Raw genomic sequence first — 26386 nt, 5'->3', positions numbered from 1 at the left:
GGCCTCCGCCTGGGTGGGGTGGGGCTCGTGGCCAGGCCGTGTTCGGCTGCTGCCACGCTCACTCGGCGGGACGGCGATAGTGGGCGACGGCCTACAACCAGCTGCCGAAGCGGCTGGAGTGCATCGGGGCGTTTCTACGCGAGGCCGCGCAATCTTGGCCCACAGCATCACCCGCCCGCGCCGGGCCAATCCAGCGGCTACGCCACGGTGCGAGCCGAGCGGCCCTCACCGGACCGGCTAGGCTGGCTGCACGGCGTCGGCGGCGAACACCTCGAACACGCCGGCTGCGCCCATGCCGCCGCCGATGCACATGCTCACGACGCCGTAGCCGCCGCCGCGGCGGGCCAGCTCGGATACGAGGCTGACGGTAAGCTTGGCGCCGGTGCAGCCGAGGGGGTGGCCAAGTGCAATTGCGCCGCCGTTGACGTTGACTTTGCCCTCATCCAGCTCCAGCGCCTGAATAATGTGCAGGCATTGGGAAGCAAAGGCTTCGTTAATCTCGAACGCAGCCACCTGATCCAGATCAATTCCCGCCATGCGGAGCGCCTTCGGGATGGCTTCCACAGGCCCCACTCCCATAATTTCAGGCTCCACGCCCGCCAGGGCAAAGGACCGGAAGGCCGCCAGCGGCCTCAGGCCCAGCTCCTCCGCCTTCTCGCGGCTCATGACCGCCACCGCCGCAGCGCCGTCGCTCGTCTGCGATGCATTGCCCGCGGTCACCGTCCCGCCGAGGGAGAAGGCCGGCTTCAGCCGGGCGAGCACATCGGTGGAAGTGTCCGGGCGGACACCTTCATCCATACGGAAGGTGAAGCTCGTGGCGCGCGGCTTGCCGCGCTCATCGGCTGCCGTGAGCGTGACGTCGAGCGGCACAATTTCCGCTTCGAATTTGCCACTGGCGATGGCAGCTGCTGCCTTGCGATGGCTGCTTGCTGCGAAGGCATCCTGCGCTTCGCGGGTAATCCCGAACCGCCGCGCCACCTCCTCAGCGGTATGCCCCATAGCCATATACACCTCGGGCATATCCTCGACGATGCCCAGGTGCGGTGCCGGCTTGAAGCCGGTCATAGGCACATGGCTCATGCTTTCCACGCCACCGGCCACGATGACATCGGCATAGCCCAGCATAATCCGCTCGGCCGCAAAAGCGATGGCCTGCAGGCCCGATGAGCAAAAACGGTTCACCGTCATCGCCGGAACGGTAACCGGATAATTCGCATACAAGGAAATAATGCGGGCCACGTTAAGCCCCTGTTCACCCTCCGGCATGGCGCAGCCCAGAATAACATCATCCACGTCCTCTTTTTGCAGCCCAGGAGCCCGCTCGATGACGGCTTCCAGAACCGCCTTGCCAAGGTCTTCCACCCTCGTCTGGGCCAAGCTTCCCTTCTTGGCCCTGCCGACCGGCGTGCGGGCCAGTGATACGATGACCGCTTCTCTCATGCCATTCACCTCAACTTGAATTGTTGGATTGCCACACTCACTGGTTTTTTCGATAACGACCAGACCGGCCGCGATCAGCTCATACCGGTTGCCGAATCTCTCATTTGACGGCCCGCCCGCCAGGACCGGGCCCAGCCAATTCCCTAATTCCGCAGCGGCTTGCCCTTGGCCAGCATGTGCTGCATGCGCTGCTGCGTCTTGACCTCGCCCAGCAGGCTCAGGAACGCCTCGCGCTCCAGGTCGAGCAGATGCTGCTCGCTCACGACCGTTCCGGCTGGCACATCGCCGCCGGTGAGCACGTGGGCGAGCTTCTTCGCGATCAGATAGTCATGATCGCTAATATAACCGCCCTGCTTGAGCGAGAGCGCGCCCATCTGGAGCACCGCCCGGCCATCGCGGCCCGTGACGCGGATGCGGCCCGGATCACGCGGCGCATATCCGGCGCGATCCATCTCCAGCACAGCCTGCTTCGCTTCATAGATACGATAGTCCTGATTCATGACCACCGTATCCCCCGGCCGGCCATACCCCATCCGGATCGCGTCAGGCCCGCTTGTCGATGTTTTTGCCATCGCAATCATTTCAAAGACGCGATTGATCGCCGGCTGCAGATCGGCCTCCGGGTCCGGATGGCTGTCGCTGATCATCAGCGTCAGCTCCTTGCAGCCGCCGCCCGCCGGAATGAGGCCGACCCCTGTCTCGACCAGGCCGAAATACGTCTCAGCCGAGAAGATGATCCGGTCTGCCGGCAGGCAGGCTTCCACGCCCCCGCCCAGGGTCATCCGGTGCGGCGCGGCGACCACCGGCTTTTCCAGCTGCTTTAGCTTCATCATGCTGCCCTGGAACAGATGGATAATGTCATCCACCTCATCCCAATCTCCGCTCTGGGCCTCCATCAGCATCAGCATCAGATTTGCGCCCACACAGAAGTTGCGGCCTTCATTGGCTATGACCAGCCCGCGGTAATTGGCGCGCACCTCGTCCACGCTCTGTTGGATCATGACAAGAATGTCCGCTCCGATGGCATTGTTGGGTGAAGTGAATTCAAGACAAGCCACCTCATCCCCGAGGTCGATCAGATTGGCCCCGCTGTTGGCGCGAATGATGCGGTTTTGCTGTTTTAACAAGCTAAGCGATATCCGCTCCGGCTCTGTTTCAACACCGCGATAAGCTCCTTTATGATAGTGGAACAGCTGGCCCTCCTCCGTTTTGTAGAACGAGCGGTTTCCGGACGCAATCCATTCCTTCACCCATGCCGGCACCGTCAAGCCCTCGGCTTCCATCCGCTGCACCGACGCCGGCAGTCCGATCAGATCCCAGGTCTCGAACGGGCCCAGCTCCCAGTTGAAGCCCCATTTCATGGCATTATCGACATCCTGGACTGAATCGGCGATTTCGCCAAGCTTCTCGGCCGCGTAGACCAGCACCTGCTTCAGCACATGCCAGGCCAGCTCCGAATATCGGTCCGGGGTGCTGAGGAAGGCTTTGACCTTCTTCCGGGCCCCCTTTACGGCCTTGGCCGCTTCGAGCGATCCCGAGCTCACTTTGGCCACCGGATGATATTCCATGGAGTCCAGGTGAAGGGACAGAATCTGGCTCCCTTGCTCACCCTTGATTTTTTTGTAAAATCCCTGACCGGACTTCTCCCCGATCCAGCCCCGGGCGACAAGCTGCTCCATGACATGCGGAACCGCGAAGACCTCGCGCTCCTTCCCGGCTGGCGCCTGATCGTAGACGTTGCGGGCAACATGGCCGAAAGTGTCGATGCCCACAAGATCAAGCGTGCGGAAGGTCGCGCTCTTCGGCCGCCCCAGCACCGGTCCGGTCGCCGCATCCACCTCCTCGACCGTGTATCCGCCCCGGATCATTTCCTGCAGCGTCACGAGCAGGCCGTATGTGCCAATCCGGTTGGCGATGAAGTTTGGTGTATCCTTCGCCACCACCACCCCTTTGCCTAGACGCTTGGTACAGAACTGGACCATAAACGCTGTGATCTCAGGGTCGGTATCATAACCCGGAATAATCTCCAGCAGCTTCATATGCCTTGGCGGATTGAAGAAATGCGTTCCGAGAAAATGGCGCCGGAACTCCTCGCTGCAATCCTCGGCCATCGCATTTACGGAAATACCGGACGTGTTGGTACTGACGATTGCCCCTTCCTTGCGAACCGATTCGATCTGCTTCAGGATGCTTTTCTTAATATCCAGGCGCTCCGTGACGACCTCGATGATCCAATCGGCGTCCCTCAGCTGCGCCAGATGATCCTCCGTATTGCCAGGTGTAATTCTGGCGGCATCATCCGCCCGATACAGCGGTGCCGTGCTCGATTTCGGCAGAGCAGCTACAGCTTTTGCAGCCAGCCGGTTTCGGACCTGAGGATGCTCCAGTGTCAGGCCCTTCTGTTCCTCTTCGGGCGTCAGTGACGTTGGCACAATGTCGAGCAGCAGGCATGGAATGCCTGCATTAGCCAGATGGGCAGCGATGCCCGCTCCCATTACCCCGGAGCCGATCACGGCTGCTTTAGCGATGGTCCGGGTGGTCACCCCGGCACCCGCGGGCGTTCTTGCGATGGTTTTGTTCATTGCACGACAACCTCCTGTTCTTGAGTTTGAGACAGACCAAAGACCGATTCCTCCAAAATCTCCGCGATATCCCGCGTTCTGACGTGCTCCTCAACCTCCTTCAGCTTCGTGCCGTCCTCCAGCATCGTCAGACAGTAGGGGCAGGCGGAGCTGATCATCGTTGGCGATACGGCCAGCGCCTGCTCGGTTCGGGCCAGATTGACCCGCTTGCCCTCGTCTTCCTCCATCCACATCCGGCCGCCTCCCGCACCGCAGCACATGCCGTTCTCCCGGCTGCGCGCCATCTCCAGCAGCTCTACGCCAGGGATCGCGCGCAGCACATTGCGGGGCTGATCGTACACATCGTTGTAGCGCCCAAGGTAGCAGGAATCGTGGTATGTGATTTTTTCCCGGACCGGATGTGTTGGCACCAGCCGACCTTCCTTCAGCAGCTGATCCAGCAGTTCCGTGTGATGAATCACCTCGGCTTCCAGCCCGAAATCGGGGTATTCGTTCTTGAATATATTGAAGGTGTGCGGACAGGCGGTAACGATTTTGGTCACGTTGTATTTGCGGAAGATCTCGACGTTCTCCTGACACAATTGCTGAAACAGAAACTCGTTGCCGAGTCGGCGCGGCGTATCGCCGGAGTTCTTCTCCTCATTGCCGAGGATGGCGAAGTTGACATTTGCTTCGTTCATGAGCCGGACGAAGGCGCGGGTGATTTTGCGGCTGCGGTTATCGTAGGAGCCCATCGAGCCGACAAAGAACAGCACCTCAAAATCCGGGTTGTCCTTGACGGTGGGGATGCTCAAGTCCATCGTTCCTTCCGGATCGATCTCCTGCACCCATTTGCTCCGTTCCGAGCGGCTGATTCCCCACGGATTGCCCTGGCGCTCGATGTTCTGCATCGCCCGCTGGCCCTCCTGCGGCACGCTGCCCTCCATCAGGACGAGATGGCGGCGAAGGTCGACGATTTTGTCAACATGCTCGTTCGCCACAGGACACTGATCCTCACAATTCCGGCAAGTTGTACAGGCCCATATTTCCTCCTCGGTCATGACCCCCCCGATCAGCTGGACATCCCTCGGGCTTACACCTTCCACTTGATGCCAGGCGCGCTGCTGCACGGCCATCGTCGGCCCGATGTCTGTCATCCCCTCCCCCTTCCAGCCGACAAGCGCCAGATCCGTGGCAGCCATGCGGTGGACGCCCGGGGAACCGAATATGGCCTGCGGCATCCACGGGGATTTGGAGGTGAGGGCTGCGCCCTTCTCCGTAAGGTGATCGCGGAGTTTTACAATCATGTGCATGGGGGACAGCAGTTTACCGGTGCTGGAAGCCGGGCAGACGCTGGTGCATCTCCCGCATTCCACGCAGGCGTATAGATCAAGCAGCTGTTTTTGCGTAAAATGCTCAATCGTCCCCGTGCCGAACGACTCTGCCTCCTCATCCTCCAGATCCAGCTTGCTGAGCTTGCTCGGAGGGTCGGTGCGGCGGACCAGAATGTTGACTGGCGCGGTAATGAGATGAAAATGCTTCGACTGAGGTACGTACACCAGAAACGAGAGCAAAATCAGCAGATGAACCCACCAGAACCCATAATAAGCAGCCGCAACAGCCGCCTCCGGCATCCAGGCGAACCCGGCGGCAATGCTCGAAGATACCGGAGCCAAGGCCGACCACGGATGCCCTTCATGCAATCGCTCAAAAGCCATCGTCAGCAGCACCGACACCATCAGCGAGGTGATAAAATAGACCACAACGCTCGGCTTCCACCCCCGTTTCAGCCGTTTCAGCTTCTCGCCATAGCGGCGGTAGGCGGCATATCCGATGGCTGCCAGAATGAGCACCACGGTGATCTCCTGCATCAGAATAAAAGCTTCGTACCCCGGAATCGGCAGCGCATGCCCGCTTAATCCTTTCCAGATGATGTCCAGCGCCCCGAATTGCAAAATAATAAATCCATAAAACACAATGAAGTGCATGACCCCGCTCCTGCGGTCTTTCAACAGCTTGCTCTGGCCGAACACCTGAATGGCAAACTGGGACAGACGTGCTTTCAGCTCCCTTGTCAGCCGAACCGGCTTTCCCAGCCGAATGTACAAGTACCGGCGGTAAACCACGGCGGCAAACATATAGACCGCCCAGCCCGTAATTCCGACAAAGAGCAGGGCGTTGATCCATTGCAGTAACATAGCTTCTCAGCTCCTTGCGTTAATTTCCTCCTCTTCACCTGAGTGTGAACGGTTGAATGGTTTTACTGATCAATAGACATGGTGCAGGTGCTGTTGTTCCGGTTGTCATCGGCATTTCACTCCTTCCGGCATGTGCGGGATGTCCAATATTGTAACAACCACCATATTAAGCGCTTACATATAAGGAGCATGATTAGACCTTCCATGATCGCCCTGTGCGGTACCTGCGATGTCAGCTAAACGTCTGTCCTAGCGGAGTACGGATACTGCATGCTGCTTGCTGCTTGCTGAGCTCTCTGCCGGAGCACCATTCACAACGTGCTTAAAATGCTGCGTACTTCTACTGTACGCCGTTGTACTGAGTGCTGAGTACTGAGTGCTGAGTGCTGAGTGCTGAGTCCTAAAGCTAGGCTGAGCCCAGACACGGAGTCCCGTACTCGTTGCTGTTCCGGGCTGCTGTCACCGTTTCCGACTCCTCTCGCTGCCGAGCTCAGCAGTACACTGCCATCTTGATATTGCGATATGAAGGTCTATGTTATTCGATCCCAGAGGATGCCTGCTGCTCCATTTACGCCCGCTTGATCCTGGTTGGGCACAACCCGCCGTTGACAATGACCTGAACGTATTTTATGATGGAAAGCAAGAAATGAATGAGTATTCATTCATAATTTTAACTGTATTCTAACACCGGGGTGAACATATGACAAGTAAAAAAAATGAGAAGTATCACATGATCCTCCAGGGCGCCCTGAAAGTATTCGCCGAGAATGGCTACCATCGCTCACAGGTTTCCAAGATCGCCAAGGCGGCCGGTGTCGCAGACGGCACCATCTATCTGTATTTCAAACGGAAAGAGGATATTCTGATCCGCCTGTTCCAGGAGAAGCTCGGCGAGCTGGTCGGAAAGTTCCACGCCAGCGTGGAAGGAACATCCGGCGCAGTCGAGGCGCTTCGGACCGTGTGCAGCATTCACTTCTCGGAGCTGGAGAGCAATCCCGAGCTGGCTTACGTGACACAGATCGAGCTCCGGCAGAGCGACCTGGAGCTGCGCAAGGAAATTGGCAGTGCCTTGAAGCCATATATTGTGTTGATCGAGAATATTTTGGAACAGGGCATTCGGGAGCAGACCTTTCGTTCTGACCTGAACGTCAAGCTGGTGCGCAACCTCATTTTCGGTGCGATGGACGAAGCGGTAACCTCCTGGCTCATATCGGGACGCAAGTATTCCCTGTCCGAGCAGGTGGAGGAGACGCTGGAGTTTTTTCTGAATGGTGTGTCCAGCAGGAAATAACGCACGGCCTGCTGATTTTCATATTGATGAAGGCACCACTCGAAAGGAGAGCTGAACCGATGAAGATTGTTGTTCTGCTGAAACAAACGTTTGATACGGAGGAGAGAATTGAGATCGATAACGGATCTATTGCCGAAGACGGTGTCAAATTCGTCATCAACCCGTACGACGAGTATGCCGTGGAAGAAGCCGTCAAGCTTCGTGATGAAGCTGGCGGCAGCGTAACGCTCCTCTCCGTCGGGCCCGATCGGACGGTAGAGGCATTGCGGACCGCGCTGGCCATGGGTGCGGACGATGCCGTCCTGATCTCCGATGCGCGCATCCCCGATGACGAGCATGCGGTATCGAAAGTGCTCCATGCCTACCTGGCAACAGCCGCACCGGACCTGATCCTCGGCGGCAACTTCTCGGTGGACCGCGGCTCGGGCCAGGTGGCAATCCGGCTGGCACAGCTGCTCGGATTCGCTCATGCCGGCTCGATCACCAAGCTTGCGATCCGCGGCACGACCGCCGAGGTGCACCGGGACGCCGAGGGCGATCTGGAGGTGCTGGAGGTTCAGCTGCCTGCGGTCTTTACCGCGCAGCAGGGCCTGAACGAGCCGCGCTATCCGTCCTTGCCCGGCATTATGAAAGCGAAGAAGAAGCCGCTGCAGACGCTTACGCTGGATGACCTCGGCCTGTCTGAGGACGATGTCCTCCCGGCTACACGGCGCAGCGACCTGTCGCTTCCGCCGGAGCGAAGCGCCGGCCGTATGCTGAAAGGCGAGCCGGCTGAGGTTGCGCGCGAGCTGGTCACCCTGCTGCGGACACAATCCAAGGTGATCTAGGGAGGACAGCGGGGTCTACACGCTAGCGCGGTTGTCTTTTTACCCGCTTATCCACGTATCCGCTGCCTGCTTGCCGGACCCTAATTCACTCATCCAGCAGCTTGCTTGTAGGGATCGCTGCTATTCTTGCTGGCTTATGCGCCATCTGGCAGCAACTGTTCACACGCAATTGCAATTGTATGCGGTTACATCTCTTGAGCCAGCTATCCTTTGTTTGGCTGTGTACTCTGATTGTATGGCCTACGGGATGTCCGTCATGCACGCTTTTCACCATGCTTTCACCCGCCCTCACGCCAGCCTGCCGCTTGTTTCACTGCTTCAAGATGTGGCATGGGGAAACGGTCTTTTCCAATCTCGATAGGAACCTAAGGAGGTAATGTGATGAGCAAAACGATATTGGTATATGCGGAGAACCGCGACGGGAAGCTGCGTCAGGTCGCGCTGGAAACGCTGGGAGCTGCCCGCCGGATCGCCGCAGACGGAGACAGCATCCGCCTCGTGGTCATCGGCTCGAATGTCACGGAGGCCGTGACCGCGCTGAAGCCGTATGGCGCGGAGACCATATACACCGTGGAGCATGACGACCTGGAGCACTATAATCCGGACGCCTATGTCGCTGCCATAGCTGCTGTGCTGAACGAAGCCAAGCCGGATGCCGTGCTGTTCGGGCACACGGCGATTGGCCGCGATCTAGCCCCGCTCATAGCGGCGTCGCTTGGCGCAGGCCAAATCTCGGATGTCACCACCATCGAAAGCGAGGACGGTCAGGTGGTGTTCACGCGCCCGCTCTATGCTGGCAAGGCCTTTGAGAAGCGCGTGTTCGAGAACGGCCCCTGGGTCGTCACCGTTCGCCCGAACAACATTCCACCAGCCGAACCGTCCGGCAGCGGCGACCCTGCGATTGAGGACGTGGCATACCCCACACCCTCCCTTCGCGCCGTAATCAAGGAGGTCGTCCGGAACACCACAGGCACAATCGACCTCTCCGAAGCCAAGGTTGTCGTCTCGGGCGGCCGGGGCGTAAAGAGCGCGGAAGGCTTCAAGCCGCTGGAGGAGCTGGCCGACCTGCTTGGCGGAGCCGTTGGCGCTTCCCGCGGCGCATGCGATGCCGGATACTGTGATTATGCTCTTCAAATCGGCCAGACAGGCAAAGTGGTAACGCCAGAAATTTATATCGCCTGCGGCATCAGCGGGGCCATCCAGCACTTGGCCGGCATGAGCCAATCGCGGGTCATTATCGCGATTAACAAAGATCCCGAAGCGCCGATCTTCAAGGTGGCCGATTACGGCATCGTCGGCGACCTGTTCGACATCGTGCCGCTGCTGACCGAGGAATTCCGCAAGGTGCTGGTGTCTTAGTCAGCCCGCTGTCTATTCCCACACCTGACGATTTCCTCCCGGATACGGCCGGGCGTTGTATGATCGACTGCGCCCCACTGTCATTATGCGCATAGGCAACTCATAAAGGGCAGCTCCCGTATATCCGATGTGGCCGCGGATGTCGGGGGCTGTCTCTCGTTGTGATGTCATAAATTTTACATATAGAGGGAATCTTCTAGCAAGAGGTTTAACATAAGGCGAGTAGTATAATAACAGGGCTATCCTAGTATGAAGGGGCAGATACTGACCTTATCATGACATATTTTTCTATATATTGTATAATCATTCAGTGATATCACAACATCTTGTTAGGAGTGGCTTATTTGAAATCGATATGTGTATTTGCAGGTTCCAATCCGGGCGAGCACCCGGATTATAAAGCAACAGCAGCTGAGCTTGGCGAGCTGATTGCCCGCCGCGGATACCGGCTCGTGTACGGCGGATCGCGCGTCGGATTGATGGGGGAGGTTGCCAACACGGTTCTTGCCCTTGGCGGTGAAGTGATCGGTGTCATGCCCCGGGGGCTGTTCCGGGGGGAAATCGTACATAACGGCTTGACCCAGCTTATCGAAGTGGAAGATATGCATGAGCGCAAGGCCACGATGGGCAAATATGCGGACGGATTCATCGCCCTTCCCGGCGGCTTCGGCACCTATGAAGAGCTGTTCGAGGTATTATGCTGGTCCCAAATCGGGATTCATCATAAGCCGATCGGACTGCTGAATGTCCGCGGCTATTATGAGCCGCTGATGAATCTTATCCAATACAGCATTACAGAAGGCTTCGTCAATGCCTCGCATTTAAATCTCATCAACATATCCGAAGACCCTTTGAAACTGCTGGAGTTGATGAAGAGCTACACGCCCCCAACGCTGGATATGAAATGGAAGGAGCTTGACTAAACGAAGAGGTCCCTATCGGGGCCTCTCGACATTTCAAACGGACAGGAAGCGAGCCAACTATCCTCAAGCTCGCACACGCACGGTTCAGCAACACCATCGTTACTCCGGCCCCCAAGTGTCAAGAATCCCGCTAGCGGAAACGACTCATGCTCCAAAACCCGGCTTATCTCGTAGGCCTGTGACCATTTTTTAAGGTATAATCGGACTATAACTTTCATAACTGAACAACCTTAAAAGGAGAGTCATCCTATGCTGCCTTACCCTGCCGCTACGACGAGAGAAGCTAAGATGGAAATCATTGATCGCGTAACACAACGGCTGCTTGATCTATACGGAGACGATATTCTGGCCATTGGCCTGTACGGCTCGGTCGCGCAAGGAATTGACGGGCCTTATTCTGACATTGAACTTCGTGTGATCACGAAGGACGGGGTCTCCCTTCCCGGCCACGAATTTATCTATCATCCATTCAAAATCGAAATCGGCATGAAGCAGAAGCACGAGGCATGGCGATCCGCTTCAGCGGTCGACGATGCGTGGGCCATCAAGGCCGGCGCTTATGTTCACCTGCAGGCCCTTTATGATCCGCAGCATCTGCTGGACGAGCTTCGCGCGCTGCCGCTGCAAGCCTCCGATGAAGCCATCCGGGATGTGATGCGAGAGTTCATGATTTGGGAAGCGTATGAAACGATGGGCAAAATCCGCAACAGCAAGCAAGCGGGCAACTACAGCTACCTCCCCCTCGGGGCCAAGGATCTGGCCTGGCAAAGCGCCAAGCTGATCGGCCTCGCGAACAGAGCCTTCTACAATACGAGAGCACGGACATTCGAGGAGTCGCTTCAGATGCCGTCAAGGCCTGCCGGATACGAGGAACTGGTCGAGCTTGTGATGAGCGGGCAGCTGCATGATGCGGAGCTGGTATATGCACGCTGCGAACAGATATGGACAGGACTGAACGAGTGGTATGAAGAGCTCGGTATCGAATACAGGGTGAAGGAGCTTCCTTTTTAACCCCCCATGCAACTGAGCGTCATCGGAACCCGTACATAGCCAATATAATATATAAAAGAGGTTAGTCACCCATGCTATCAGCCATTATCATTTTGTGTACGATCATGTTCATCCTTGTGGCCGCGAGCTTTTACTTCTATCAAGTTGGCGTTGCCCGCGCGGAGAAGGACTTTCTGGAAGGAAACCCGGACCTTGCGGCGAATGCAGATGTCGAGGACCCCTTCGCGGGCAGCAAGGAATGGTGGAGCGCGCAGCGCTTCGAGAGCTGGAGTCAGGTCTCCGAGGATGGACTGAAGCTCCATGCATACTACCTGCCGGCGAAGACGGGCACCGACAGAACCGTCATTCTTGCCCACGGGTACTCGGGCCATGCTGAACAGATGAGCAGCTTTGCCCAAATCTATCATGAGGATTTCGGCTACAACGTGCTGTTGCCCGATGCCCGGGGGCACGGCCTGAGCGAAGGCCATTACATCGGCTTTGGCTGGCCGGAACGAAAGGATATCGTCAAGTGGATTCGGCTGGTCATGGAGCGAACCGGAGCGAATGCACAGATCGTCCTGCACGGGGTGTCGATGGGCGCGGCGACCGTTATGATGGCCAGCGGCGAGCCGCTCCCGCCGAATGTCAAAGCGATCATCGAAGACTGCGGATACACTTCCGTCCGAGATCAGCTGCGCTATCAGCTGAAAAGAATGTACCGGCTACCTGCATTCCCTCTCCTTCAGACGACCAGCCTGCTTACCAAGCTGAGGGCCGGGTACTTCTTCGGGGAGGCCTCCGCCCTGACTCAGGTTCGGCAGTCCAAGACGCCGATCCTGTTCATCCACGGCAGCGGTGACCTGTTCGTCCCTGTCGATATGGGTTATGAATTATATGAGAACGGACCGGCGGAGAAGCGGCTGTTCATCGTACCGGATGCCGGTCATGCGAAGGCGCTGTCGTTCGATCCGGAAGGGTACCAACGAGAGATCGCCGAATTCCTTTCAGCCTATGTATCCACTCGCCCGCAAGAAGCTGAGGAGGCAGGCAATAACTCCCGCAAGCATGCCGTGCAGGTTCAGGGCGCGGGCAGCTAAGTACAGCACTAGATTTCCAAACCAATCCGTTACGCAGCTAGGGACAGCGCATAGGTTTCAACCTCAGACAAGGGCCTCTGTCATCATCAGCAGGCCAAGTCACACGGTTAGAGGAGGGAGAACGATGAATATCGGATCCGCAAGAGCCGCAGCAGCCGACTGGGTCATGCGCTATGCCGCAGGGAGCCCTGGATATGTGGGCGCTTATTTCAGCGGTTCTACCGTAGGTAAGCCGGATCATGACGAGCTTGCCCCGGCATCGGACATCGATGTGGTGATTGTCACCGATGAGGACAGTCCGAGGCTCAAGCCGGGAAAGCTGATTCACCAGGATGCGCTGCTGGAGGTGACCTATATGCCGTGGGAGAGCCTCGGCACACCGGAACGGGTTCTTGGTTCATATCATCTTGCAGGCAGCTTCCGGGTCGATTCTTTAATCTCCGATCCGTCAGGCCGGCTCCGCCGATTACAATCCGAGGTATCCCGTCAATTCGCCGATCGCACCTGGGTTGTCCGCCGCTGTGAGCATGTGCGGCAACGAATCGTCGACGGCCTTCGCACCATAAACCCGGCATCTCCCTGGCATGAGCAGGTGACATCGTGGCTGTTTCCGACCGGTGTCACGACCCATATGCTGCTCGTGGCGGCCTTACGCAACCCAACTGTCAGGCTTCGCTACACTGCCGTTCACGATGTGCTGAAGCAATACGGACAGCCGGATCTGTACGAGGAGCTGCTGCAGCTTCTCGGATGTGCACAGATGACGCCGGAGCAGGCATCGGGGCATCTGGACGGCTTGGCTCGTACCTTCGATGCTGCTGCCAAGGTTGCCAGCACCCCTTTCTTCTTCAGCAGCGACATCACGGCTGCGGCCAGACGTGTAGCCATTGACGGCAGCCAGGCGTTAATTCAGAGCGGCAGCCACCGGGAGGCTGTGTTCTGGATGACGGCCACCTATGCGCGCTGCCACTTCATTCTGGCAGCAGATGCCCCGCCGGAGATGCAGCAGAAATACCTGCCGCTATTTGAGGATCTGACCCGCGACCTCGGTCTGTCTTCAAGCAACAATCTGCATGAGCGGGCCGCCGATGTGCTTCGTTATTTGCCGAAGCTCTGGAAGGTCACGATGGCGATTGTGGATGCCAACCCGGAAGTGAAGGGCAGCGGCCGCCTGTAGCGATTTCGTCCGGGTATGATGATCGGTAGCATGAACGATCGGCAGATACCTGAGATCACACGCGGCCTACGAGCCTCTGGCACTCGTAGTTTCCCGATTCAACAAGCACCTTAACCCCGTGATTCCCTATCACATAGAAAGAAACAAGCAGCCTCCCGACTACATGCCGGGAGGCTGTTTTGTGATGTTCGCTGCAGCACCAGGTATGCAATACGTGTCGTTGTCGCGAATCCTTCGGCACAGGCAACCTGCTTCTTCCCCTTATACTAGGACTTAAAATAGCCGAACGCATGTCACATTAGGCAGGCGATCATTCGTAGTAATACATGACTAGCGATTATAGGAGGTGAAACATTGTGGATGATCATCCATTGTCCCGGATCGTGGCGGACGTGCTTGGAGGAAAAGTTGATCAATATGAGATCATTATGCGCAAATACCAACGGAGCATTTTTCAATACTGTTATCATATGCTCGGGAACTATGCGGAAGCGGAGGATTGCAGTCAGGAGGTGTTTCTGAAGGCATATCGCTCCTTGAAAGCTTACAAGCAGGACATGCCGTTTGAAGCCTGGCTGTACACCATCGCAGGCAATCAATGCATTGACGTGCTCCGCAAACGGAAACTTTCACGCTACCTGCCCTTTCTGTATCAGAAAGACCAAGACAACACCCCTATCGATCAGCACATTGACGCCAAGTACTATCATCACTCCGTCGTTCAGGCGATGTCCAAGCTGTCGCCCGAGGAGCGAAGCCTGTTGATATTGCGATGTGTTGAAGAGAAGAGTTACCAAGAAATCAGCCTCATTATGCAGAAGAACAGCGCCAGCTTACGAAAGAAATATGAACGGTGCGCGGCTAAATTCCGCAAGTATTATACCCAGGTGAAAGGAGAAAAAAAGTCCCATGAAGATACCCAGCGATCAGGAACTGAGAAACATCATCCAGCAGGCTTCCCCGCCAGAGCCCGACTTCACCCGTCAGGTCATGAACAAGCTCCAGACCGGGCATAAACCTAAGGAGAGATTTTATATGAAATATAAAGTGGGGTTGCTGGCCCTTGCAGGCATGCTGCTTACGGCTTCTACCGGCTTTGCGGCGATTCAGTACTATACGCTGCAGAATGAAAAAGGCGAGACGGTATACGAAGAGAAGAATGCGCAAGATTTCCCTGAGAGACCTCAGGTGACCGAGGAAGAGTATAAACGGGTTCATATCTCCAACAAGGTATGGACAGATGAGATTGGACCAGGGGAAGCCGCCGCGATCTATGTTGTTCCCCATAATCCCGATCAGAAAATCGATATACGTGCAAATCCGCTTGACGTCAATAATTTAGCCGATCTTCGTTCCATGATTAAAGACCCTTCGGTCACCATACCGGATGAGCTGACAGGCAGCTATACGTTTGAGACGGGCAGTATTCAAATGTTCATGCAGAACGATATAACCCCGTTGACGGAAGAGGAACGAACAACGATCGCCAAACAGCTTCACGAAGAAGCCGTCGCCTCAGGCAAAGACTATGCCACGATGCCTGTCCCGCTGGCGGATACGTTCTGGAGAGTGACCAGCACCTACAAGAAAGGGGATCTCGGGGTTGATCTCCGGGTAGTCAACCTCGGTCCAGACGGTACGCTCACAACGTATTGGAATGATGAGACGCAAGTAACCAAGAAGAAATTGAATATCAACCAGGTGGAAGTTATCCAGACAAACTGGTTGTCATCGAACTCAGTATCTCTCGATTGGGTTGCGGAACTGCCGGACGGAACAAGACATGCCTATACCTTGGCCACACTGGATCAGCAGGTTACCGAGGACGAATTGATTCAGATCGCTGAAGCCTATATCAGAAAATGATCCCCTGATTACAAAAAAAGAAGCAGTCTCCGCTTGCTAACCGCAAGCCCTGGAGAACTGCTTCTTTATTATGTTGCAGAACAAGCCTTATGTCCCGCTCGGGTGCCGGTCATGCACACCCGAGCATCGCAGGCGTTTCCATTCACTTCGGAGCAAGCTCCGCAGCCTGGCGAAGCGCCTCCATCAGACTCTTCTCGTCCGCAATTCCCTTGCCGGCGATGTCAAATGCCGTACCGTGGTCCACACTCGTGCGGATAATCGGCAGGCCTACTGTAATGTTAACCCCTGCATCAAGGCCAAGCACCTTGACCGGTCCGTGCCCCTGGTCGTGATACATCGCGACCACGATATCGAAATCGCCGCGCACCGTCCGGAAGAAGAGTGTATCCGCAGGCAGCGGTCCTACGACGTTAATGCCCTCGGACTGTGCTTTCTCAACACCCGGAATAACCTTCTCTTCCTCTTCTCCGTAGCCGAACAGCCCATTCTCGCCCGCATGCGGGTTGATGCCGCATACCGCGATTTTCGGTTGCTGGATGCCCGCTTTTTGCAGCGTATCATGCGCAAGCTTGATCACATGGTAGACCCGCTCGGGGTGAATCATTATCACCGCATCGATCAGTCCGACGTGCGTGGTGACATGGATGACCTTCAAATTCGGTGCCGACAGCATCATGGAGAAATCCTGCGTGCCGGTCAGATCCGCCAAAATCTCGGTATGGCCCGGATATTTATGGCCTCCCTTGTGCAGCGCTTCCTTGTTCAGCGGAGCCGTGCAGATCGCCTGAATCTTATTGTCCTTCGCTAGCGTAATCGCCGTCTCCAAATATTTAAATGCAGCATGTCCCGCCTCTGCGGACACCTGTCCTACCGGAAGATCTGCAGGCAGCAGATCCAGATCCAGCACATGGACTGTCCCTTGCTGATAGGATACCTGATCCAGCTGATCCACTGTGATGGTCTCAATGTTCAGCTCACTGCCTACGAACGCTTTGGCCCGCTCGAGAATTTTGCGGTCACCGATGACGAGCGGATTGCTGATCTGATACATTTCTTCATAACTCAAGCTTTTCAAAATAATTTCAGGACCCACGCCAGCCGCATCGCCCATCGTAATCCCGATCACGGGTTTATGGTTGCTCATACTCTCACCTTTTTCTGTTTTGTCATATATTTCAATGCATCCACCAAGGATTCATCATTTCCGAACCCGCCGGCCTTCGTAATCGCCCAGTAGCTTCCGCTCTCTCCATGAAGCCTTCCGAACGGCAGCCCCGGCTCCACTTCGGAGTACAGCTGCATCTCCCCGGATTCCAGCTCCGTGCAGACCGCTTTGGCCGTATCACCGCCGGTTAAGATCAGACCCTCGATCTCACCGGACGCCTTCAGCAGCGCTTTCGTAATCTGTCCAAGCCCGCTGGATATCGCTTCACTTACTTCATTCAGGGACAGGCCAAGCTCCGCCCCGACCTCTCTGCCAAGCACACGATTGCTTTCCGAGGCATCGACATACAGGACATAATAGTCCTTATCCGAATGGTTCAGCATCTCTTCAACATACGAAGCTGACGAACCGTTCTGCCGAATCAGCTCCTCCGGACTCACTTCCATGAAATGCGCCTGTTCCATCTCCTTCACCCGCTGAAGCTGGCCTCTTGTCGTCTGGGACAAGCTGCCGGACACAACAAGCGTCTTCTTCGTCAAGGCAACCTCTTCGTCTCCGCTGCCTGCTGGCGACAGCTGCAGCGCTTCCGGCAAATATTCTATCAATCCGGCCGAACCGGTCCACAGGATCTGTTTGTCCAGCTTGGCGAAGAAGGATGCGATCGCCACCAGCTCCTCCTCCGACTGGCTGTCGCAGACGAACCAGGTGTTGCCGTTCTCCAGCTCCGCTGTCACTCGGGCCCGGAGTTCACTTTCCGGCAAGCGCAGCATATCCGAGTCTATCAGACTTACCTTGCGATCGGCATCCGCCTGAAGCAGCTTCGGAATGTAGCTTTCCTGAACCGGCGTCTTCGGATCCCTCGCAAATTCCGTTTCTGTAATCAGCACGCCGCCGACATAATGATGTCCGTTCACCGTGGTGCGGTTCATCTTGGGAAAAGCGGGCGCAATCAGCACCAGATCCGGCTGGAACACCTGCTCCACCGCCAGCAGCTCTGCCGCCATGTTACCGCGAAGCGTGGAGTCCACCTTCTTGTATATATGCCGGGAGCCCCGATCCTTCAGGAAACGGGCGGCGCCAAGCGCCGCTTCATAGGCTTCCTCCCGGCTGCGGGCCCGGCTGTCCGTATCGACGACCAGCACATCGGAGACGGCGTCGGCCTTGGCATGACGGTAGTCAAAGACAACCGTCGAGCTCAGGCCCTTCTTCGCCAACTGTACACCCGAATCGTTGGCTCCCGTTAAATCATCTGCAATAATTCCGATTTGATTCATCACTGTTGATCACACCTTTTATGAGTCGGTCTCGGCTGTCTTAGCCTCAAATGAATACCCCTTCTTCTCCAGTCGTTTCACCAAAAATCCGACATAAATCGGCAGCAATATCGCCGAAGTAACCACCGATGCCGCAACCTGTACCGTCGCAATATCGGTGAACGCCGCGAAGGACGCGTTCGCTACCGCAATCGCCGCAGGCGTCGCTACCGCATTTCCTGCCGTCGAGCCTTCCGCTGCGCCGACAATCGGATTCCATTTCAGCGCCTTAAACACGAAGTAACCTGCAGTACCTGTTACGAATACAGTCAACAGACCCAGAATAATACCGGACAACCCGCCTTCGACAATCGCACCAAAATCAATGCCCATACCAAGCGCGAATGCAAAGAATGGAATCAGCATCGAGCTTCCTTTGTCCAGGAACTTGCGCATCTCTTCATCCAGATTCCCCAGCACCATACCGACAATAATCGGCAGCAGCACGGAGATGAAGGAAACGAAGGAGAACATTCCGTCCACAAAGCCCATCGCACCAAAGATCGACAAAGCTACCATCGTCAGAAACGGTCCGTCATTCAGCGCCAGCAGCGAGTATGCTGCACGGTCTTCCTTATTGCCATACTGACCGACCAGCGCCACGAACAATCCGCCGTTACTGTTGGTCATTGCCGCAATGACAGCGATCGGCGCAAGTCCGAGCCATAAGCCATTGTCTCCTGCGAACATATACGCGATGAGACCGAATATCGCACCGACAGCCCATTTGGTCACGAGCAGTGTGGCACCTTTTCCTACAGATACACCGAACGACTTCACATTAATCTGCGCTCCTGTGCAGAGCAAGAACAGGGCAATCAACGCGCTCGCACCGTTAACAAACAAAGCCTCGGTAAAATTCCCGATACGAAGCAGATCTGGAGCTAATGTATTGATCGTTGCTGCAATTAGCAACGGAACAACCATCATACCTCCAGGAATTCGTTCTAACGTCGCTTTAATCTTCATTATATTAACACTCCCCCACATATTGTTTCAATATGAAACACTTTTTCATTAGTTGAAATCGTTTACAGGGATTATTGTAAATGCTTGCTTAAAATTTTGCAACATACTTTAAAATAATTGTTGCAATTTTAAACACTCGAATGTGCGAGATGTCCTAGACGGTATGATACCTGATGCAATGCACGCGTATATGCTTGGTAAGCGAAACGGGTATAATATTTTGTATGCGATATCCCTACCTTCCACTTTGCATGATTATCCCTTTCGTTCAGGAGACGGCCGAGAGGAACCCAGAGAAAAGAAAAGCCTAGAGCTAGAAACGGACGAATATAGATCGAGAAGAAATGAGCATTCCCTGGCAAAGCCCTTCTCCTTCCTAACCTGATCAAAGGGGATACGGTGGCAAGCGTTCGAAAAGCAAGCCTCAACAAGCAGCTGTGCGCAGATCTGCCCGGAACTGATTTTCGCCTTTCGCAAAGGCGGAGTGATTGACATTACTAGTTGAAAGGAGATCATCAACTATGAAAATCATCGTGATTTCCGACACGCATCTGCCCATCCGAGCCCGCAGTCTTCCAGAACCTCTCCTCAAAGTATTGCCCGGAGCTGACCTGATTCTGCATGCCGGTGACTGGTCCGACTGGAGCGTCTATGAGCTGCTTAGCCGCTACGCTCCCGTAGCCGGAGTTGCCGGCAATACCGATCCGCCCGTGATCCGGGAGAAGCTCGGCCTGACCCGCATTGTAGAAGCCGATACATACCGGATCGGGCTCGTGCATGGCCATATCGGCTCGCGTTCAACCGAGCAGAATGCCCGCAGCGCGTTTGATCAGCAGCCCGTGGACGCCATCGTGTTCGGCCACTCCCATATCCCGGTACACAAAAGGGTCGACGGCATACTCCTGTTCAACCCCGGCTCGCCCACGGACCGCCGGCGGCAGCCGAAGTTCTCCTTCGGCATTCTGACGACCGATAACGGGCAACTGCAGGCAAGGCATGTGTTCTTTGACCGCAAGTAAACAGGCGGCTTCATGTTGGCGGCATTTGGTGTAATGACGGCTGCCGCACGATGATCATCATCCGATCGATCAACGCAACAGTACCGGCTCATGCCGCGGGAGAGGCCCGGCAAGGAGGCCAACTGCCGCATGGGCCACCATACAAAAAAAAGAAAGCTGAGCTTACTGCTTCAGCTTTCTCCATAACGTCGAGCGGTTAATCCCGAGCCTCTCCGCAACCCGCGTCTGATTGTCATTCTCTTCCTTCATAATGGCGTGGATGATCCGCTTTTCAATCTCATCAAGCGTTCCCTGCAGGAATTCCCGGGATTCGGGCACTTCTGCCTGCGCCGGTTTCTTCGCGAGCAGCCCGGCAATTTTCGCCTTGCCGATCACATACCCCTTCTCCCCGGTAACGGCATCCTTGAGCAGCGCCTTCAGCTCATCCACATTCCCCGGCCAGTGATACGCCTCCAGCAGCGCCAGCGCCTCCTCCTTGATCTTAATGGGCGAAGTGCCCAGCGTTCCGTGGAAGGCGGCAATGTAATAGGTCGCCAGCGGCCTGATATCCTCCTTGCGCTCCTGCAGGGAGGGAATATGCACGCGGACACTTCGTTCATCGAACAGAAGCGGCCGGTAGGCCGGCGTTTCCTGTTCCAGTGCGAGCACATAAGTCCGGTGAGGATCATGCTGAGCTCCGAGCACCGACACCAGTCTGGATATGTCCTCAGGCGACAATTCATCCAGACCGTTGATATAGACCGTTCTTACATCCGGATCCACGGCGTCCATCGCATCCAGCACATGCCGGGCCGTCAGATGCGCATAAAGCCCTTCCCCGGCATGCTTCTTATAATGGATATACTGCGATAGCAGCCGTTTCCCAGTTCCCGCTTCCCCGATCAGCACGAGACAGGTGCTGGACAGGTGACGCGCGATACCATCCAGTGTCTCACTCATCGATGGGCTCTTCGCCACAATCATCGGAAGCTGAGACACCGCCTCGATTCGCTCCCCGCTCAGGCCGGCGCGCTCCCGCAGCTCGGAGAAGGTGTACAGATCATACACTTGGCCCCGAACGACCTTCCGCACCCGCTTCTGCTTCAGCTTGCCTTGAGGTACCTCCCGGATTTCGGTGGCGCCCTGCGTTTCCGAATCCTGAAGGCCGCCGCCTCGCAGCTCGCTGACCGGAACGGGACATGCTGCAAAATCCGTCCAATGCTCGTATACCACTTGCCCTTGCGGGCCCAGCACGACAAAGTTCGAGGCTGTTTCCTGAAGCAGCGCATGCAGCAACGAAATTTCCTGCTGCTTGCTCTGATACAAGCGATAAGTGGATTTCACCTTCATGAACGCCTCGAATATCGCTTCGCGCCCGGACTGGATAAGAATGCCCTCCAGACTGTATCTCGCCGCTGCCTCGATCGTAACGACATCGCCCATGATCAGCTCATAACCGTTCATTTTCAGGTCTTTGACCAGCTCGTCCACTTCCTGCGCCTTCTCGATGGTAAACACCTCTACCCCGATGTCCAGCACGTCGGTAATCGCTTTGGCCCCCAGCGTAATGTTGGAGAAGCCAACAATCGCTTTTTTGCCTGGAAAATCATTGGCCAAGGTCAGCACCCGCAGCATATCGTACCCGGAAACATGCACATCAATGACCGGAATGCCTACCTCGGCTTCAATCAGCTTCGCCGTACCGCCCCGGCTAATAATGACATCATAGCCTTGGCGCTCACCTTCCTTCGCAACCGGAATCGCTTCCTGCAGGTTGCCAAGCTCAATATGAATGTCCAGATCCTGCTCCTCCTGCTGACATTCCTCAATCAGCGGAATCATTGCCGGATAAGGAGCTATAAACAATGTTTTAATCGTCATGATATATCCACCTATAAATTCATTAGACCTATTCCTTTATTCTAACGTTTCCGCCGCAAATAACCAACTGACCTTGTGAAAACGAAAAGGAGATTTCCAGAAAGTGATATGCTCCCCATACGGTAGACAGGTGAAATAATAAGACCTATTTTCCGGAAGGGGCCTCCGCCTCGCTGCATTCCTCCAATAGCAGGCACACAAAAAAGGCTGGACGGATAACTTTACGTTTTTTCGCCCAACCTTTTTATTTTAGAGACTTATTGGAATCAGACAGCTCCGACGATCATCCTTAAACGCCAGGAGTCAGGCGGTGCAGAAGGTAAGCGCACTCTTCGGCTCCATGCTGAAGCGCAGGCATTCCTCGCCTCTCACCTGCAGCGTCACGTTCTCGGCCTTATCGCTGTCGTTAAACAGCACGACCGCTACCGACCCGTCGGTGTTCTTGAAAGCGACGGATCGCACGAGTTCACCGCTGGTGGAAGCCACACGCACCGCTTTCGGGCGGATGCATTTGCTGAAATGAGCCAGGGCGTAATAATCCAGCGTATAGGTCAGATCCTTCGTTTGCTGATTGACCGTTACGATCCCGCGGCATGTGCTCGTTCCGAACCCGGGCACGGTTGGGCCATTCTGCTCATCCAGCGCCATATTCCATAACACCAAGGATTTGCTGTAGTTCCGCAAAATTTCGATTCCCGTGCGCATCACGTTGGAGAAGGCCTGCTCGAACGGCGGAATCCACTCCCCGCCGGACCCTTCTGTGAAATGCACCTCTTTGTCCGGGAAGGCTTCATACACCTGGGTCTGCGCTGAAGGTTTACCGCCATACCAATGCCAGGCCACACCGTCCACCTCTTCCCCCGCCTGCTCCAGCACTTCCAGCGGGTATTCCGGCTTATCCCAGTTATGATCATAGCAAAGGATCTTGGTGTGGATTCCATGCGCCCGGAACCGCGGCTTCAGATGATGCTTGATGAAATCCGCCTGCGCTGCCGGCAGCATAATCATCCCCGGATAGTGGCCCGGGGAATACAGAGCCTCGTTCTGCGGGGTAATCGCGTAGATCGACAGACCATGCTCCGCATAACCCTGAATATAGCGTACAAAATAATCCGCATACACCGAATAATATTCCTGCTTCAGCTCCCCGCCAATCATGGAGCCGCTCGTTTTCATCCAGCCTGGCGGACTCCATGGCGAAGCCATTAGCTTCAGGTCCGGATTCAGCTTCATCGCCTCTTGCAGCAGCGGAATGATGTCCGCTTCGTCATGCTCGATGGAGAATTGCTTCAGCTCCAGGTCTGTTTCCCCAGCAGGCAGATCATTATAACTGTAGAAATCGCGGGCATAGTCCGAGGCGCCCATCGGGTTGCGCAGAACGGACAGGCCGATGCCTTGCTTGGCATCAAACAGCTTAACCATAAGCTCTGCCCGCTGCTTTGAATCGAGCACCTGATAGATCAGGTAAGCTGCGGAGTCCGTGAAGGACGCGCCGAAGCCATCCATTTCCTGATAGGTCTGCGCTTCGTCCACAACGACCGTATGGGACTGTTCACCGGAAGCTTGGGGAGGAAGCTCATCCCTTGTCTTTTGTATGAACAGTTCATTCTCCCCGCTTGATTGATAGATGACGGTATCCAACATGTCATTCCCTCCAGATGTAATTTACTTCCTATCCTAACAAAGCTGACGAGCTCCTCTTATTGCAGGCCCAGCTTCTCCTTGTTCGCTTTCATTTTTTCGTTGCGAATCTCCAGAATTTTGTTCCAGTTATTATCTTCGATGAAGGCTTTGTATTCACTCAAAATATTGTTGAAATGGGCTTCGTCGCTGGCGCGAATCAAGCTTACAAGCGTGGTGTTCCACTTGGTATCGATCGTGCTGAGCGACCGCGCTTCCGGTGTGCCTTGAGCCGGGTTGATATTCTCCAGAATGAAATGCGGCTTCAGCTTGCCTTTGCCCCATTCCTGCATCTGCTTGATCGCATCCGGGAAGGCATCTCCGCTCAGCGCCTTGTGACGGTCGTGACCGAAGAACATGAATTCACCCATGCGGTAGTCTTTCTTGAATGCATCCGGGTTGTTCAGCTGAAGCTCCTTCACCTCCGGCAGGAACTCTACCGTGCCGTCCGCGTTCACTTTATAGGTCTCGCCTTCGATGCCATAGTTCATCAGCATTTGGCCTTCCTCACTCAGAAGATAGGTGAAGAGCTGAATCGACTTGGCCGGGTCGGCGTTTGATTTCGTAATGAAGCTGATCATCCAGCCGGTAATTCCGGACTGGTTCAGGGTCGGTTCGTTGCCAACCGTGCTTTGCGGGCCGTCAATCGCGATATATTCCTTGCCGGGATTGTGGGTCATGAAGCTTTGCAGGTTGCCCCCCTGCTGCGGTGTACCGTCCAGCAGAATCGTAGCGTATTTGCCGGCCTTCACTTTTTCCTCAAATGCCGTGCCGTCATCCGCGAAGCTGTCATCGCTGATGGCATCGCTGCGATATACTTCATTCAATGTTTTCAGCCAGGTAATGTAGTCTTCATCCAGATTGCGGTTATAGAAGTTGCCGTTCTCATCCTCAAGCGGCACACCGATGAAATCCTGAAGCACATCGCCCAGGGACCCGGTACCTTCACCGATCGAATTGAAGCCAAACGGAATCAGCTGCGGGAATTCACGCTTAATCTCGCTAAGCGTCTGTTTGAACTCCTCCGGCGTGCCCATGCTTGGCTTGCCAAGCGCCTCGTACACATCCTTGCGGATAATGAACGCTGTTTTGGCCGGAATGTTACCGCTGTCATAATCCTCCTGGGTATTGGAGTAGTTCGGGTAACCGTACGTCTTGCCATCCGATAGCTGGAACCAATTCAGCGTATCCTGCGCCGCTACCTGATTGAAATGCGGATCATATTTCTCAGCCAGATCGTTCAGCGGAAGCGCCCAGTTTGCCGCCTTCTGCATCACCGGAGAGTTGGAGTCAAAGGTTGTAATCAGGTCCGGCATATCGCCGCCAGCAAAAAACGTATTCAATTTCGTATCGTCGCCGGTAATGAATTTAATGTCGATGTTCAGGTCTTCTTTAATTTTTTGGGTCACCACATCCTTGCCAAAATCGGTGTTCCACCAATCCGCATTCACATACCAGGTCAGCTCGGTGATCTCTTCCTTCGTATCCAGCTGCCAGGCCGGCGTGTTCGGGTCCGGTGTGTACCGGTCCTCAATCGAAATCCAGTTCTCTTTATTCGAATTGCTGTCACCGCCTGATCCGCAGCCCGTGACAACCAGCGCAAGTGTCAGTACGCCGGTGAATAGTCCCATCCCTTTTTTCCAAAACGCTTGTTTGTTGCCCATCTTCTTGTCCTCCTTTATATTAGGTAAAGCGCTTACCTCAATTCGGGGCATCGTGATTGGACTCCCCCGTTATTCGGGCATGCCTATTCCTTGACCGCCCCTAGCATAATGCCTGAGATGAAGTACCGCTGCAGCAGCGGGTAAATTATGACAATCGGCAGCGTTGTCACTACAATGGTGGCCAGCTGAACCCCTTTGGTGGTCGTCTGGATGGCCACTGAGCCCATATTCTGCATCGTCTGCGTCTGGGACTGGACTATGATCTCATACAGCATCATCTGCAGCGGGTACAATGACTGATCCGTAATGTATAGCTTGGTCGTCATAAAATCGTTCCATTGCCCGACCCCGTTGAACAGGGCGATCGTTGCCATCGCCGGCATGGACAGTGGGATGAAGATGCTGAGGAAAATGCGCCAGTCTCCCCCGCCGTCAATCTTCGCCGACTCTTCCAGCGAATCCGGCACGTTGCGGAAAAAGTTCATCAGAATAATGACATCATAGAAACTCAATAGCGCCGGGATGATATATACCCAGAAGCTGTTCAGTAATCCGAGCGATTTGATCAACAGATAGGTCGGAATCATACCGCCGGAGAAGAACATGGTAATGACCCCCATCACCACATACAGCTTCCGTCCGCGAACATACTTTTTGCTCAAGCCGTAGCCGACCATCGCACAGAAAAAGACGTGGGTGGCCACCCCGATCACCGTTTTGGCAACCGAAATAAAGAATGCCTGCCAAATCGAGTCGTCCCGGAACACGGCCTGATAGTTTTCAAGGGAAAACTCCTTGGGCCAGAATATAAATCCGCCTTCCGCCAAGGATCTGCCCGAGCTGAAGGATGACACAACAACATTCCAGAGCGGAACGACGATGATAATCGTAAACAGCACCAGCAGCACGGTATTGACGACATCAAAGATTCGGCTGTCCAGATCCCCTTTTGCAATCTTTGAATTCAAGCGTAAAGCCTCCTCT

At 55.4% G+C, this 26386-nt stretch carries 20 protein-coding genes; 10 read left to right on the top strand and 10 right to left on the bottom strand.

All coding sequences use genetic code 11. The features are described 5' to 3' along the window. Positions 1–237 precede the first annotated feature (237 nt). From CHH67_RS23280 to CHH67_RS23270, 3 genes are all read right to left on the bottom strand, one after another. The gene (locus CHH67_RS23280; RefSeq protein WP_095267759.1) at positions 238–1440 is read right to left on the bottom strand and encodes an acetyl-CoA C-acyltransferase; all 1203 of its coding nucleotides are present in this window, start codon (positions 1438–1440) and stop codon (positions 238–240) included. A gap of 143 nt (positions 1441–1583) precedes the next feature. Continuing rightward, entirely contained in the window at positions 1584–4022 is a 2439-nt protein-coding gene (locus CHH67_RS23275; protein ID WP_095267758.1) for a 3-hydroxyacyl-CoA dehydrogenase/enoyl-CoA hydratase family protein, read from the bottom strand. Further along, the gene (locus tag CHH67_RS23270; protein WP_095267757.1) at positions 4019–6199 is read right to left on the bottom strand and encodes a (Fe-S)-binding protein; all 2181 of its coding nucleotides are present in this window, start codon (positions 6197–6199) and stop codon (positions 4019–4021) included. The genes CHH67_RS23275 and CHH67_RS23270 overlap by 4 nt, the downstream gene beginning before the upstream one ends. A gap of 700 nt (positions 6200–6899) precedes the next feature. Between CHH67_RS23270 and CHH67_RS23265 the strand changes: the two genes are divergently transcribed. The 9 genes from CHH67_RS23265 to CHH67_RS23220 all read left to right on the top strand — a co-directional run bounded on the left by CHH67_RS23265 (position 6900) and on the right by CHH67_RS23220 (position 15732). Next, positions 6900–7490 (top strand): fatty acid metabolism transcriptional regulator FadR, encoded by a 591-nt coding sequence (locus tag CHH67_RS23265; protein ID WP_095267756.1) that lies wholly within the window; start codon positions 6900–6902, stop codon positions 7488–7490. A gap of 59 nt (positions 7491–7549) precedes the next feature. Beyond that, on the top strand, positions 7550–8317 hold the full coding sequence (locus CHH67_RS23260) for an electron transfer flavoprotein subunit beta/FixA family protein (protein WP_095267755.1): 768 nt from the start codon (positions 7550–7552) through the stop codon (positions 8315–8317). Between the two features lie 381 nt (positions 8318–8698). Next, positions 8699–9676 carry an electron transfer flavoprotein subunit alpha/FixB family protein gene (locus CHH67_RS23255; protein ID WP_095267754.1) on the top strand — a complete coding sequence of 326 codons (978 nt, stop codon included), beginning with the start codon at positions 8699–8701 and terminating at the stop codon, positions 9674–9676. Positions 9677–10020: 344 nt separating this feature from the next. Then, entirely contained in the window at positions 10021–10599 is a 579-nt protein-coding gene (locus tag CHH67_RS23250) for an LOG family protein (protein WP_095267753.1), read from the top strand. 249 nt (positions 10600–10848) lie between these two features. Next, entirely contained in the window at positions 10849–11610 is a 762-nt protein-coding gene (locus tag CHH67_RS23240; RefSeq protein WP_095267751.1) for a kanamycin nucleotidyltransferase C-terminal domain-containing protein, read from the top strand. 71 nt (positions 11611–11681) lie between these two features. Further along, entirely contained in the window at positions 11682–12689 is a 1008-nt protein-coding gene (locus tag CHH67_RS23235; protein ID WP_095267750.1) for an alpha/beta hydrolase, read from the top strand. Positions 12690–12813: 124 nt separating this feature from the next. Further along, a complete protein-coding gene (locus tag CHH67_RS23230; protein ID WP_095267749.1) occupies positions 12814–13866 on the top strand; it encodes a hypothetical protein in 1053 nt (350 codons plus the stop codon). 356 nt (positions 13867–14222) lie between these two features. Further along, complete coding sequence (locus CHH67_RS23225; protein WP_244908310.1) at positions 14223–14882, top strand: RNA polymerase sigma factor; 660 nt, start codon at positions 14223–14225, stop codon at positions 14880–14882. 19 nt (positions 14883–14901) lie between these two features. Beyond that, positions 14902–15732 carry a DUF4367 domain-containing protein gene (locus CHH67_RS23220; RefSeq protein ID WP_095267748.1) on the top strand — a complete coding sequence of 277 codons (831 nt, stop codon included), beginning with the start codon at positions 14902–14904 and terminating at the stop codon, positions 15730–15732. Between the two features lie 142 nt (positions 15733–15874). On the opposite strand, the gene pdxA is transcribed toward CHH67_RS23220, so the two are convergent. The 3 genes from pdxA to CHH67_RS23205 are packed head-to-tail and all read right to left on the bottom strand — an operon-like array spanning position 15875 to position 19179. Further along, entirely contained in the window at positions 15875–16876 is a 1002-nt protein-coding gene (pdxA, locus tag CHH67_RS23215) for a 4-hydroxythreonine-4-phosphate dehydrogenase PdxA (protein ID WP_095267747.1), read from the bottom strand. Continuing rightward, positions 16873–18171, bottom strand: a complete 1299-nt coding sequence (locus CHH67_RS23210) for a four-carbon acid sugar kinase family protein (protein ID WP_244908309.1) — start codon at positions 18169–18171, stop codon at positions 16873–16875. Before CHH67_RS23210 ends, pdxA begins: the two co-directional genes overlap by 4 nt. Positions 18172–18189: 18 nt before the next feature. Beyond that, on the bottom strand, positions 18190–19179 hold the full coding sequence (locus CHH67_RS23205) for a 2-keto-3-deoxygluconate permease (protein ID WP_095267745.1): 990 nt from the start codon (positions 19177–19179) through the stop codon (positions 18190–18192). A gap of 521 nt (positions 19180–19700) precedes the next feature. Between CHH67_RS23205 and CHH67_RS23200 the strand changes: the two genes are divergently transcribed. Next, positions 19701–20198 (top strand): metallophosphoesterase family protein, encoded by a 498-nt coding sequence (locus CHH67_RS23200; RefSeq protein ID WP_095267744.1) that lies wholly within the window; start codon positions 19701–19703, stop codon positions 20196–20198. Between the two features lie 162 nt (positions 20199–20360). Here the strand turns inward: CHH67_RS23200 and CHH67_RS23195 are convergent, their stop codons facing one another. From CHH67_RS23195 to CHH67_RS23180, 4 genes are all read right to left on the bottom strand, one after another. Then, positions 20361–22058: a sigma-54-dependent transcriptional regulator gene (locus CHH67_RS23195; RefSeq protein ID WP_095267743.1), complete on the bottom strand. Its 1698-nt coding sequence runs from the start codon at positions 22056–22058 to the stop codon at positions 20361–20363. 303 nt (positions 22059–22361) lie between these two features. After that, positions 22362–23702 carry a glycoside hydrolase family 30 protein gene (locus CHH67_RS23190; RefSeq protein WP_095267742.1) on the bottom strand — a complete coding sequence of 447 codons (1341 nt, stop codon included), beginning with the start codon at positions 23700–23702 and terminating at the stop codon, positions 22362–22364. 56 nt (positions 23703–23758) lie between these two features. Then, entirely contained in the window at positions 23759–25369 is a 1611-nt protein-coding gene (locus tag CHH67_RS23185) for a type 2 periplasmic-binding domain-containing protein (protein ID WP_425320454.1), read from the bottom strand. A 116-nt stretch (positions 25370–25485) separates the two neighbouring features. Continuing rightward, positions 25486–26370: a carbohydrate ABC transporter permease gene (locus CHH67_RS23180; protein ID WP_095267740.1), complete on the bottom strand. Its 885-nt coding sequence runs from the start codon at positions 26368–26370 to the stop codon at positions 25486–25488. Positions 26371–26386: the final 16 nt, after the last annotated feature.

Source organism: Paenibacillus campinasensis (assembly GCF_002272015.1).
In the GTDB taxonomy this organism is placed as follows: Bacteria; Bacillota; Bacilli; order Paenibacillales; family Paenibacillaceae; genus Paenibacillus_AQ; species Paenibacillus_AQ campinasensis.
The sequence above is the reverse complement of the archived record's forward strand: the minus strand, read 5'-3'. Positions and strand labels throughout refer to the sequence as shown.